The following is a 12,454-nucleotide window of genomic DNA, read 5'->3' as shown; positions in this document are numbered from 1 at the left end:
ACATTTCAGCGACATGTCCTTACTGTCACATTTCTTTCGCTAGCGACCCTTAAATTGCAGCGCGACACATCAACCGGCCCGCACGAGACCGGAGACTCACTTTCCTTCATCCGGAGAAACAGTTGAAAAAGAAAATTTTGACCACCGCTATCCTCGGCCTGATCGCCGGTACCGCTCACGCACAAAGCAGCGTGACGCTGTACGGCCTGATCGACGCAGGCGTGAGCTACATCAACCACGTCCAGAACGCGTCGAAGGGCAGCTCGAAGGCATTCCAGTACGGTGACGGCGTCGCACAAGGCAGCCGTTGGGGCCTGCGTGGCACGGAAGACCTGGGCGGCGGCCTGAAGGCGATCTTCGTGCTCGAAAACGGTTTTAACAGCGGCACGGGCGCAGCAGGCCAAGGCAGCTCGATGTTCGGCCGTCAAGCCTATGTCGGTCTGACGCAAAGCAACATCGGTTCGCTGACGTTCGGCCGTCAATACTCGTTCAGCACGGACATCCTCGGTTCGCTGTACTCGACCGGCGGCAATACGGTTTCGGGCAACTGGGCCTTCCACGTCAACGACGTCGACCAGCTCACGTCGAGCCGTATCAACAACGCCGTCAAGTTCCAGAGCGTGAACTTCTCGGGCTTCACGTTCGGCGGCCTCTATGGCTTCTCGAACACGACCTCGTTCGCCGGCGCACCGACGACGAGCGCAACGGCTTCGTCGCGCGCATTCAGCTTCGGCGCGAACTACGCGTACGGCCCGTTCAGCCTCGGCGGCGCGTACACGGACATCACGTACCCGGCTTCGGCTTCGACGACGACGTTCTCGACGTCGCTCGCCAACGTCAACACGGCAGGTTCGAGCGTGGTCCGCGACCTGCGCTCGTTCGGCTTCGGCGGCCGCTACGTCTACGGCCCGGCTACGGCATGGCTGCTGTGGACGAACACGCGTTTCGAACCGATCACGGGTTCGTCGACGCTGTACAACGCGTACGAAGCAGGCGTCAAGTACGCCTTCACGCCGGCTCTGACGACGGCTGTCGGCTACACGTACTCGCGCGCGTCGGGTCTGTTCAACGCTCACTGGAACCAGGTCAACGGTTCGCTCGACTACGCTCTGAGCAAGCGCACGGACGTCTACGGTCTCGTCGCCTGGGAAGAAGCGTCGGGCACGTACAAGGGCGCGCCGGTTCAGGCACAGATCGGCGATTCGACGTCGAGCATCTTCGCGCCGTCGGGTTCGGGTTCGCAGGAACAAGTCGCGGTGCGCGTGGGTATCCGCCACAAGTTCTAAGCATTGCGAACGCAGCGCCTGCTTCGCGCAGGCGCCGTGTGGCATCGCCATGCCTCCTGCCGCGCCATGCGCGGCGGGCACAAGGCCTCCTTCGGGAGGCCTTTTTACTGGCTGCGTGCGCCCTGCGGCGCCGCGCTATCTGCCGCCTCGCGCGCGCTTCTGGTACGCTGCGCCCTTTCCCTTCGCAGCTTTCGAACCGATGGAACTCCCTTTCAACGAAGCCGGCGTGTCGGTCACACGCACCTCGCTTTCCGCCGCCGGGCAGATCTTCGCACTCCGGGACATCGACGATCTGCGGGTCGTGACGATCCACCGCAACCGCGTGTTTCCGGTGCTGCTTTCGCTGTTCGGCGTGGTGCTCGCGGCCTTTGGCGGCGTGTACAGCTCGGGCGCCGCGCTCGGCTGCGGCGTGATGATGGTGGTGGTGGGCTGGCTCGCGTGGATCTGGCAGGAGGTCACGCACCGCTTGCTGGTGGTGACGAAGGGCGAAACCCGCGAAGCGGTCTCGAGCAGCGACCGCAGCTTCGTCGAGCGCGTCGAGCAAGCCGTGCGCGCGGCCAAGGCGGCCAGCGCCGACGCCCCGGCGCCGCGCCCCGCTGCACAATAAGCCCCCGTCGCCGGAAGCACGTCAGCTCGCTTCAGCCTACCTGCTCGATCGGCCTGGTGTGCCAGATGTCGCGCGCGTACTCGGCGATCGCACGATCCGACGAGAACGTGCCCATGCCGGCCACGTTCAAAATCGCGCTCGCGGTCCATTTGGGCGTATCGACGAAGCGTTCGTCCGCCGCCTCCTGCGCCTGCACGAACGCGGCGTAATCGGCCAGCACCATGTAGTGATCGCCCCAGTCCACCAGGGTGTGGAAGATATCCGAATAGCGCGCGGGGTCGTCGGGCGAGAAAAAGCCCGTGCGGATCTGGTCGAGCACGGTGCGCAGCTCGACATTCTCTTCGTACACCTGGCGCGGCCGATAACCCGAGCAACGCAGCGCATCGACCTGATCCGACGTGTGGCCGAAGATGAAGATATGGTCGTTGCCCACCGCGTCGCAGATTTCGATGTTCGCGCCGTCGAGCGTGCCCATCGTCAGCGCGCCATTGAGCGCGAGCTTCATGTTGCCGGTGCCCGACGCCTCCGTGCCCGCCGTCGAAATCTGCTCGGACAGGTCGGCGGCCGGAATCACGACCTCGGCCACGCTCACGCCGTAGTTCGGCACGAATACCACCTTGAGGCGATCGCCTACCACGGGATCGTGGTTGATCTTGTCGGCCACGTCGTTGATGAGGCGAATGATGGTCTTGGCCATCCGGTACGCCGACGCCGCCTTGCCCGCGAACAGCACCACGCGCGGCACCCAGTCCCGTTCGGGCTCCAGCACGATGCGGTTGTAGCGCGTGATGACGTGCAGCACGTTGAGCAACTGTCGCTTGTATTCGTGGATGCGCTTGACCTGCATGTCGAACAGCGCATCGGGGTTGAACGCGAGGCCCGTGCGCGCCGTCATGCGCTCGATGAGCCGCACCTTGTTCTCGCGCTTGGCGGCGCGAAAAGCCGCGCCGAAAGCCGCGTCGCCGCTGAACTTGCGCAAGCCGTCCAGCGCGAACAGATCGCTGCGCCAGTTCGGCCCGATGGCCCCGTCGACCAGATGCGCCAGCGACGGACTCGCCTGCGCCAGCCAGCGGCGCGGCGTGATGCCGTTGGTGACGTTGGTGAAGCGATCGGGAAAGAGCCGCGCGAAATCGGCAAAGATATCGCGCGTCATCAACTGCGAGTGCAGCTTCGAAACGCCGTTGACCTTGTGGCTCGCGACGATCGCCAGATAGGCCATGCGTACGCGCCGCTGACCGTATTCATCGACGAGCGAAATGCGGCGGATAAAGTCGAGATCGTGAGCGCCCTTGTCGCTCGCCTCGCGCAGAAAAGCCGCGTTAATGTCGAAGATGATTTCGAGGTGACGCGGCAAGAGACGCGCCAATAGTTCGACATCCCAGGTTTCCAGCGCTTCGGGCATCAGCGTGTGATTCGTGTACGAGAACACGCGCTTGATGTGCCCCATCGCCTCGTCCCACGGCATGTGGTGGACATCCACGAGCAGGCGAAGCAACTCGGGAATCGCCAGCACGGGATGGGTGTCGTTCAGGTGCACCGCGACCTTGTCGGAGAAGCGCCCAAAGGTGCTGTGCGTACGCAGGTATCGGCGGATCAGGTCCTGCATGGTCGCGGAGACGAAAAAATACTCCTGGCGCAGGCGCAGTTCGCGGCCCGCCATGGTCGAATCGTCGGGATACAGCAGACGCGATACGTCCTCCGAAATATTTCTTGCTTCCACGGCGCGCTGATAATCGCCCTGATTGAAGGCCGAAAGATCCAGTTCCTCGTCGGCGCGCGCGGACCATAGCCGCAGCGTGTTGGTCGCGCTGGTCGCGTAGCCGGGAATCACGGTGTCATAGGCCATCGCGTTGACGTGAGTGGTGTCGATCCACTCCACATGGCCGTCGCGCTGCACCGTACGGCCGCCGAAACGCACGGGATACTGCACCTCGGGGCGCGGGAATTCCCACGGATTGCCGGAGCGCAGCCAGTAATCGGGCGCCTCGACCTGCTCGCCGTTGATGATCTGCTGGCGAAACATGCCGTAGTCGTAGCGGATGCCGTAGCCAAAACCCGGAATGCCGAGCGTCGCCATCGAGTCGAGAAAGCAGGCCGCCAGCCGGCCTAAACCGCCGTTGCCAAGCGCGGCGTCGGGTTCGAGATCGACCAGCGCTTCCATATCGACGCCCACGCCCGCGAGCGCCGCCTTCATCGGCTCGTAGATGCCGAGCGCAAGCAGCGCGTTCGAAAAGGTGCGGCCGATCAGAAACTCCATCGACAGGTAATAGACCCGTTTGACGTCCTGATCGTACTGACGGCGCGTGGTCACCATCCAGCGCTCGACGAGGCGATCGCGCACTGCGAGCGCGGCGGCGTGCAGCCAGTCCTGCGGGCGCGCGGTCACGGCGTCCTTGCCGACGCCGTACATCAGACGGTTCGAGATGGAACGGCGCAACGCATCGGCGCTGCTCTTCAACTGGTCGAATTCAAGACCAACGGCTGTCATCGAATGCCTCCCGGAAAAAGCGGCGCGCTGCGCGATGCCAGGATGGCGGGCGCGGCGCGCGGGCGTTCGGGCTGCGCTTGCACGTCGCGTGCCGCGTGGGATGCCCATCGCTCGTGCGGCAACACGCTCGGGCACCGTCGCGGTGCATTCCGTCCGCCGGATCGTCATGGACATCCGCGGGCGGGCAGGCGCAGGTCAGTTTGCAGAGTAGGACATTTTCAAGACGTGCGGCGTCGCGGAAACAATGCATAACGCATCATTTGCGGCGCTCTGAGGGACTGGCCGAAACGCGCTGCGTGCATAAGTGCGCCACTGCGCGGCGCGTTGGCGGTTGCGGTGCGGGATGGCTGTTAGTTGCGAGACCGCGCGATAGAGAAGGCCAATAAAACCTCTCCTTACAGCAAGCCCACGCTCTGGAGCAGGCGCTGCAGAATCGCGCGACCTCTGTAACAATCGCGGAATCGTTCGCACGGCGCCCGTGCCGGAACGCTCCGCTTCGCCCCTGCCCCGACCACGTCCGAGACCGCCTTGTCCGAAACTGTATCCGCGCCCAAAGACACCGGGCGCGCCGACGCCCCCATGACGGCGAAGAACCGCCGCGCGATGGCCGCCGTGATGCTCGCCGTCGCGCTGGCGACGCTCGACACCGCCATCGCCAACACGGCCCTGCCCGCCATCGCCGCCGATCTGCACGCGGCGCCCGCCGCCTCGGTGTGGATCATCAACGCCTACCAGCTCGCGATGGTCGCCACGCTGCTGCCGCTCGCGGCGCTCGGCGATATCCTCGGCCACCGGCGCATCTATATCAGCGGGCTCGCCATCTTCACGGTGGCGTCGCTCGCCTGCGCGCTCGCGCCCACGCTCACGGCGCTGGCCGGCGCGCGCGTGCTCCAGGGTCTGGGCGCAAGCGCGATCATGAGCGTCAACACGGCGCTGATCCGCTTCCTTTACCCGCCGCACCGGCTCGGGCGCGGCCTCGGCATGAATGCGCTGATCGTGGGCGTGTCGTTCGCCGTCGGGCCGACCATAGCGTCGCTGATTCTGTCGGCGGGCACCTGGCCATGGCTTTTCGCGATCAATGTGCCGCTCGGCGTGATCGCGCTGGTGTTCGCCATGCCCGCGCTGCCACAGACGGCACGCGGCAAGCACACCTTCGATCCGCTCGCGGCGCTGCTCAATCTCGTCACGTTCGCCGCGCTGATCTTCGCGCTCGGCGAGGCGGCGCAGCGCGCGCCGGGCAAGGAAGTGGCGACGGCGGCGGCAATCGCGCTGGTGTTCGGCGCGCTGCTGATCCGCCGCGAAGCCGGTCACCCCGCGCCGATGCTGCCCGTCGATCTGTTCAAGCGCCCGGTGTTCGCGCTGTCGTCGCTGACGGCCATCTGCTCGTTCGCGGCCCAGGGCCTCGCGTTCGTGTCGCTGCCGTTCTATTTCGAAACCGTGCTGATGCGCAGCCAGGTGGAAACCGGCTTCCTGATGACGCCTTGGCCCGTGGTCGTGGCCGCCGCCGCGCCCATCGCGGGACGGCTCTCGGATCGCTATCCGCCGGGCCTGCTCGGCGCGATCGGACTGGCGATTCTCGCGGTGGGGATGGCGTCGCTGGCGATGCTGCCGGTGCATCCGAACGTGATCGACATCGTGATCCGCATGGCGATCTGCGGCGCGGGCTTCGGCTTCTTCCAGTCGCCCAATCTGCGCGCGATCATGGCGGCCGCCCCGCCGGAGCGCAGCGGCGGCGCGAGCGGCACCATCGCCGTCTCGCGGCTGCTCGGGCAGACCACGGGGGCGGCGCTGGTGGCGTTGTGTTTCGGGATCGCGGGCAAACATGGCCCGACGCTCGCGCTCGGCCTGGGCGCGGCGTTTTCAGCAGCGGCCAGCGTGGTGAGCGGCTTGCGCCTGTTCGCGCCGTCGCATCGGACGGTCAGCCATTGAGCGCCCGGCCGCGCGAATAAACGCGCCGCCTGGCGCTTCTGCGTCTTTGGATCAACGCTTGAAGTAAGCCTTCACGGCCGCGACGAAGGTGTCGATATCGGCGGCGCTCACGTCCAGATGCGTCACGAAGCGCGACGCGTACAGCATCTGCGTGAGGATGCCGCGCTCCTTGAGCCACGCCTCCAGCGCCGCGCAATCGGCCTGCGGGAACTGCGCGAACACCATGTTCGTGGCGTGCGACATCACCTTGACCTCGTCGATCTGCGCGAGCCCTTCGGCCAGGCGCGCGGCATTGGCGTGATCGTCGGCGAGACGCGCGACGTTGTGATCGAGCGCATGGAGGCAAGCCGCCGCCAGCACGCCCGACTGGCGCATGCCGCCGCCCAGCACCTTGCGCCAGCGGTGCGCCACCTCGATCAGCGCCCGGCTGCCCACCAGCACCGAGCCGACCGGCGCGCCCAGGCCCTTCGAAAAGCAGATCGACATCGAATCGAAACCCTCGGCCATCGCCTTGAGCGATTGATTCGACGCCACCGCCGCATTGAACACGCGCGCGCCGTCGAGGTGCGTGGCGAGCCCGCGGCCATGCGCGAACTGCGTGGCCTCGGCGACGTAGGCCGCCGGCAGCACCTTGCCGCCGATGGTGTTCTCGAGCGCGAACAGGCGCGTGCGCGCGAAGTGGTCGTCGGTTGGCTTGATCGCGGCCGCGACACGTTCGAGTGGGATCGAGCCGTCTTCGGCATTGTCGAGCGGCTGCGGCTGGATGCTGCCGAGCACCGCCGCGCCGCCGCCCTCGTACTTATAGGTGTGGGCCGCCTGGCCGACGATGTATTCGTCGCCGCGCCCGCAATGCGCCATCAGCGCGGCGAGGTTGCTTTGCGTGCCGCTCGGGAAGAACAGGCCGGCTTCCTTGCCGGCCTCCCCGGCCACGCGCGCCTGCAGGCTCAGCACGGTGGGATCGTCGCCCCAGACGTCGTCGCCGGTTTCGGCGCGGGTCATGGCGGCCAGCATGGCTTGGCTGGGACGGGTGACGGTGTCGCTACGCAGGTCGATCATGCCGATGGAATCCTCAAAGGGGCCGCGCCACGACGATGCGCGGCGCTAACCGCTGCGCCTGGCGAGCAGGCACAGCGCGGAAACCATCGAGTGTATTTTCAAACGGCGCGCCCTGGCAAATCCCTGAAAAAGCGGCGATCGCCAGGTGCGCGAGAAGCGCGAAGGATCAGCGCGAAAGTAGCGGCAACGGATCGACCGGCTTGCCGTCGCTGCGCACCTCGAACTGCACGCCCGCGACGCCATTGTTGTCGACACCCATTTCGGCGATCGGCTGGCCTTGCGAGACGGCGTCGTCTTCCTTCACGAGCAGGCGGCCGTTATGGCCATAGGCCGTCACGGTCTGATCGTTGTGCTTGATGATGACGAGCGGTCCATAGGCCTCGATGCCCGAGCCCGCATAGACCACGCGGCCCGCGGCGGCGGCCTTGACCGGCTCGCCGGGCGCGCCGCCGATCACGATGCCCGTTGACTTGCCCGGCACGAAGCGCTGCAGAATAGGACCGCGCGCCGGCCACATGAGCGTGAGCGAAGAGCCGACCGGGTTGGGCACGGCGACGCCGTTCGCGGCGGGCGCGCTGCTCGTGAACGCGGGCGGCTGAGGCGCGGCGGCGCCTGAGCTATAGCCCGCCGGCGGCGCGACACGCAGCACCTGGCCAGGCAGCACCTGAGCGTTCGGCGGCAACTGGTTCCAGCTCGCGAGGTCCTGGGTGCGCTGACCGTAGGCCGACGCGATGCGTGAAAGCGTGTCGCCCGGATTGACGCGGTAGTAACCAGCGGGCACGCCGTTGGACGTGGGGGTGGGCGGCGCGGACGGACTGCTCTCCCACGGCGTGAGCGTGCAGGCGCTGCAGGCAAGCGTGAGTGCGGCCAGCGCCGCATACGCGCCTGGAATTCGCCGTTGTCGATTCATGTTGCTGTTCCTCGCTGGTTCCTCGCTACGTACGACGGGAATACGTATTGTTGGATGCGCGTGGGGCCGCCGGCGTTCGCCCGCGAAACCCTCTCCGTTGATCAAGCCGGAATTGGCGAACGGCCCCCATTATATCGTCCCGGGCGTGGCGGCTTTTTTAACGCGCACGCTCTGGCGTCCGGCCGCTGCGCTGCGGCGCGCACGTTGTTCTGACTTCCTCGTGCAAACTCGATGGCCCTGATCGCACCCTCGCCTATACTGGGTTCTACCGCCTGCCGATAATCAGACAAAAATCGACGCCCGCCTCTCGCCGTGGTGCAACGTACGTCCCTGAGGGAACCAAGGATGAACAAAGCCACCTTTCTTTCCGTGCAGATCAACGTCGAAGATGTCGCGGCATCGCCGGGCCTCGTCGAATTGTTGAACAACCACCTCGTGTTCGCCGCCGACGTGGCCGAAGCCGCCGACGAACTCGTCCAGCATGCCAGCGTCGCACGCCTGTCCGGAGGCCTGCAGGCGACCGTCGAAATACCCGCCATCGTCCTCGAACGACTGCGCGATGCGCTGGACACCCTGAGCGGCTACGACGAAACGTGGCTCTTCGCGCTCGAACCCGGCCGCGCACTCTTCGACGATATCGCACGCCGCCCGCGCCTGCTGCACTGAGCACAGGCCCATCATCGGCCACGCCGAAGCGGGCAGCGCGAGCGCCCGCTGCGCCTGACCGCCCGCCGGACGCCCTCCGCCATCCGATTGATGGAATGGCCAGGCTGCCCGGCGGGATCTTTCAGGGGACAGCCCGTGAAATCCATTTTGCATCGCCGTAATGCCGTGCTGTCGGGCGGCGCATCGCACCTCGTCGCCGTGAGCGCCGAGCCTTCACCGGATGGCGCGAATGCCCGGCAAGCCGAAGCCGCGTCCGACGGATCGCCGTCAGCAAGCCGCGGGCCCGACACAGGCAATACCGAAGTGAGCGCCCAACTGGCGGGGCCAGGAGATTCGTCCGCCGATTTGCCCACGACGGCACGCGCCGTCTCCACGCTCCATGCGGTGCCAGCCGTGCCCGCGCACCTGGCCAATCGCCCGGTCCAGCTCGCGGACGGCGCGTCGTTCGCCGCGCTCGCCGCCGCGAACGAACTGAGCACCTTCCGCGTGTTCCACAGTTTCGATTATTCGGTGACGCTGCTGTTTCACGCCGGCACGCTCTCGTACTTCGTCGCCATGCACCAGGACAACACGCTCTGGTATGTCTTCAGGGCCGCCGATCTTGACTCGGCGGGCGCCGTGTTTCATCACCTCGAAGAGCAGGCGACGCGCCTCGCCGACGGTGAAACGCGCCTTGCGCAACTGGCCGCGCAAAACGCGATGCTCACGAAGCAGATCGAGGAATCGGAAGCGCATGCCGAGCGGCTGCGCGTAAACCTGCAACGTCACGCGGAACAGGAGCATCGGGTGGGCGCACGCCAGCATCAGGTGCGCCGCGACGTGGCGCAACTGGAGGCTCAACGCATCTCCGCCCAGGCGCAGTTGAACAAGGCACACCGGACGATTCACCAGTTGAGCGTGACGAGCAACGAGGGCGTGCCGCATTTGCCGGGACGGTGAGCGAAGCAGAACCCGACGCCCCAAAAAAGAAAAGCGCGGGCCGGTAAGAACCGGGCCGCGCTGGACTGCATGCTGCTACTTCGTACTTCACTTTTTACCTCTACTGCTTCATACACCTGCGAGTACTGCCTGCTGCAACAACTCATGCAACCTCTTTGCTTACTGCTACTGCCACTTCTACTACGCACTGCTTATTGCAACTGCCTCTTTCTCACGCAACAACTACAACATCTACTGCGTACTGCAACTGCTTACTGCGCACTGCAACTTCAACTGGGTACTACACCTCTGTGCTTGCTTCGACCTGCTACTGCGTACCGCAACTTCCACTACGAACTACTTACAGCGACGACTAACTACTCAAGCAACAACACAACAACAACTGCTCACTACAATTGCTGACCACACCTCTGTGTTCACAACGACCTGCAACTACTGCACTGCTCACTTCAACTTCTCGCACTACATTTCCAACCGCCTGCTTCAACTCACGACCACATTCTGCTTAGTGGCCGAAATACACTGCCTGCGACGGCGTGACATGCGCCGGTTGCACAGCCGGGCCGCCCGCTTGCGACGTGCCGACTGCCGGCGCGCCATAGCCGCTCGTATCACCGCTCGCCAGCTTTTCCTGGGTCACGCGAGCCTGGGCGGCTTGAAGATTTTCGGGGTAATTCACACGATCAGCCGACGGGTTATAGCCAGCCTGTTCAAGCTCGACGAGCTCTGCGCGCACCTGGGCGCGGGTCAAGCCTTGCTGGCTCGACTGGGCAAACGAAAGCGCCGGAACAACAAGAGCGGCTGCCACGACGACCGCGGGGATAAGCTTCTTCATGATTCGACCTCCATCTGTTTTATTAGCGCTTTCGGGCCGGTGTTCATGTCCGTCTGCGATTGACTGAAGTCTAGACTCTTATCCGCTCTAGGGAAAACCCTTATTACAAAATACACTGTTGCGAAAACGGTAATAAAAAAGGGGAACCTCACGAGGTTCCCCCATTCATTCGACAAATACCCGCAACGACAATGCGGGTAATAGCCGCAGTGAGCACTTACCTCCCGCTCACTGCGGCCCGCCGATTACGACCAGTCGGCGTGGAAGCTACCCGGCTTGTCGATGCGCTCGAACGTATGCGCGCCGAAGAAGTCGCGTTGCGCCTGCACGAGGTTCGCGGGCACGCGCTCCGAGCGATAGGCGTCAAAGTACGCAATCGCCGACGAGAACGCCGGCACCGGCACGCCCGCCTTCACGGCTTCGATCACCACATCGCGCAGCGCTGCCTGGTAGTTCGCGGCGATATCGCTGAAGTACGGATCGAGCAGCAGGTTGGCCAGTTGCGCGTCCTTGGCGTACGCGTCCGTGATCTTCTGCAGGAAGCGCGCGCGGATGATGCAGCCCGCGCGGAAGATCTTGGCAATGGTGCCGTATTGCAGATCCCACTTGTACTCGTCCGAGGCGGCACGCAGTTGCGCGAAGCCCTGCGCGTACGAAATCACCTTCGAGAAGTACAGCGCGCGGCGCACCGACTCGATGAAGGCCGTGCGGTCGCCCGCGAACGGCTTGGCATCCGGTCCGGAGAGCACCTTGCTCGCGGCGACGCGCTGCGTCTTGAGCGACGAAAGCACGCGTGCGAACACGGCTTCGGTGATGAGCGGCAGCGGCGCGCCAAGGTCCAGCGCGTTCTGGCTCGTCCACTTGCCGGTGCCCTTCTGCGCGGCGCGGTCGAGAATCACGTCCACGAGGTACTGGCCCGTCTCGTCGTCCTTCTTGTCGAAGATCTTCGAGGTGATTTCGATCAGGTAACTGTCGAGCTCGCCCTGGTTCCACTCGGTGTAGACCTTGCCCAGTTCTTCGTTCGAGAGGCCGACCACCTGCTTGAGCACCGCGTAGCTTTCGGCGATCAGCTGCATGTCGCCGTACTCGATGCCGTTATGCACCATCTTCACGTAATGGCCCGCGCCGTCCGGACCCATGTAGGCCACGCACGGCTCGCCGTCCGCCGGCGCCTTCGCGGCGATCTCGGTGAGGATCGGCGCAACCAGATCGTAAGCATCGCGCTGGCCGCCCGGCATGATCGACGGGCCTTTGAGCGCGCCTTCCTCGCCGCCCGACACGCCCGTGCCGATGAAATGCAGGCCCGCCTTGGCGAGTTCCTGATTACGGCGGATCGTGTCGGTGAAATGCGTGTTGCCGCCGTCGATCAGGATGTCGCCTTTGTCCAGCAGCGGCTTGAGGGCTTCGATGGTGGCGTCGGTGGGCTCGCCCGCCTTGACCATCAGCAGAATGCGGCGCGGCTTTTCGAGCGATTCCACGAACTCTTCGAGCGTGAATGCCGGCACCAGCTTGCGCTCGGGGAACTCAGCGATCAGCTCATCGGTTTTCTCGCGGCTGCGGTTGAACACCGACACCGCATGGCCGCGGCTCTCGATGTTGAGCGCAAGATTGCGCCCCATCACGGCCAGACCCACCACGCCGATTGCCTGTTTGCTCATGTTGACTCTCCACTTCGATCGATTGGGGTGACGCCCGCGCAGGTCTTGCGAGAGACGTCGATCGTGCAAGGATAAGGGAA

The 12,454-nt window shown here is 64.9% G+C and carries 10 protein-coding genes; 5 read left to right on the top strand and 5 right to left on the bottom strand.

Annotated elements, in window-relative coordinates:
• The first annotated feature begins 122 nt into the window (after positions 1-122).
• Together B0G62_RS04815 and B0G62_RS04810 are read left to right on the top strand one after the other, a co-directional pair.
• Positions 123-1,286: a porin gene (locus tag B0G62_RS04815; protein WP_103703048.1), complete on the top strand. Its 1,164-nt coding sequence runs from the start codon at positions 123-125 to the stop codon at positions 1,284-1,286.
• Positions 1,287-1,485: 199 nt separating this feature from the next.
• Positions 1,486-1,893, top strand: coding sequence for a DUF6232 family protein (locus tag B0G62_RS04810; RefSeq protein ID WP_103703624.1), 408 nt, complete (start codon positions 1,486-1,488; stop codon positions 1,891-1,893).
• A 31-nt stretch (positions 1,894-1,924) separates the two neighbouring features.
• Here B0G62_RS04810 and B0G62_RS04805 read toward each other — a convergent pair whose 3' ends face one another.
• Positions 1,925-4,381 (bottom strand): glycogen/starch/alpha-glucan phosphorylase, encoded by a 2,457-nt coding sequence (locus B0G62_RS04805; RefSeq protein ID WP_103703047.1) that lies wholly within the window; start codon positions 4,379-4,381, stop codon positions 1,925-1,927.
• Between the two features lie 579 nt (positions 4,382-4,960).
• Between B0G62_RS04805 and B0G62_RS04800 the strand changes: the two genes are divergently transcribed.
• Complete coding sequence (locus B0G62_RS04800; protein WP_103703046.1) at positions 4,961-6,310, top strand: MFS transporter; 1,350 nt, start codon at positions 4,961-4,963, stop codon at positions 6,308-6,310.
• Positions 6,311-6,361: 51 nt separating this feature from the next.
• Here the strand turns inward: B0G62_RS04800 and ltaE are convergent, their stop codons facing one another.
• Both ltaE and B0G62_RS04790 read right to left on the bottom strand, forming a co-directional pair.
• Positions 6,362-7,366, bottom strand: a complete 1,005-nt coding sequence (gene ltaE / locus B0G62_RS04795; RefSeq protein WP_103703045.1) for a low-specificity L-threonine aldolase — start codon at positions 7,364-7,366, stop codon at positions 6,362-6,364.
• Positions 7,367-7,532: 166 nt separating this feature from the next.
• Positions 7,533-8,276, bottom strand: coding sequence for a peptidoglycan DD-metalloendopeptidase family protein (locus B0G62_RS04790; protein WP_103703044.1), 744 nt, complete (start codon positions 8,274-8,276; stop codon positions 7,533-7,535).
• 345 nt (positions 8,277-8,621) lie between these two features.
• Here B0G62_RS04790 and B0G62_RS04785 point away from each other — a divergent pair, with 345 nt between their 5' ends.
• Together B0G62_RS04785 and B0G62_RS04780 are read left to right on the top strand one after the other, a co-directional pair.
• Positions 8,622-8,942 (top strand): hypothetical protein, encoded by a 321-nt coding sequence (locus B0G62_RS04785; RefSeq protein WP_103703043.1) that lies wholly within the window; start codon positions 8,622-8,624, stop codon positions 8,940-8,942.
• A 135-nt stretch (positions 8,943-9,077) separates the two neighbouring features.
• A complete protein-coding gene (locus B0G62_RS04780; RefSeq protein WP_103703042.1) occupies positions 9,078-9,881 on the top strand; it encodes a DUF2968 domain-containing protein in 804 nt (267 codons plus the stop codon).
• A gap of 505 nt (positions 9,882-10,386) precedes the next feature.
• Here B0G62_RS04780 and B0G62_RS04775 read toward each other — a convergent pair.
• Both B0G62_RS04775 and gndA read right to left on the bottom strand, forming a co-directional pair.
• A complete protein-coding gene (locus B0G62_RS04775) occupies positions 10,387-10,716 on the bottom strand; it encodes a DUF4148 domain-containing protein (protein ID WP_103703041.1) in 330 nt (109 codons plus the stop codon).
• 245 nt (positions 10,717-10,961) lie between these two features.
• Positions 10,962-12,374, bottom strand: coding sequence for an NADP-dependent phosphogluconate dehydrogenase (gndA, locus tag B0G62_RS04770; protein WP_103703040.1), 1,413 nt, complete (start codon positions 12,372-12,374; stop codon positions 10,962-10,964).
• Positions 12,375-12,454 lie beyond the last annotated feature (80 nt).

Origin of the sequence: Paraburkholderia eburnea, assembly GCF_002917095.1 — a bacterium.
Classification (GTDB): Bacteria; Pseudomonadota; Gammaproteobacteria; order Burkholderiales; family Burkholderiaceae; genus Paraburkholderia; species Paraburkholderia eburnea.
Note: the sequence above shows the minus strand (reverse complement) of the source record. Positions and strands in the feature narration are given on the sequence as shown.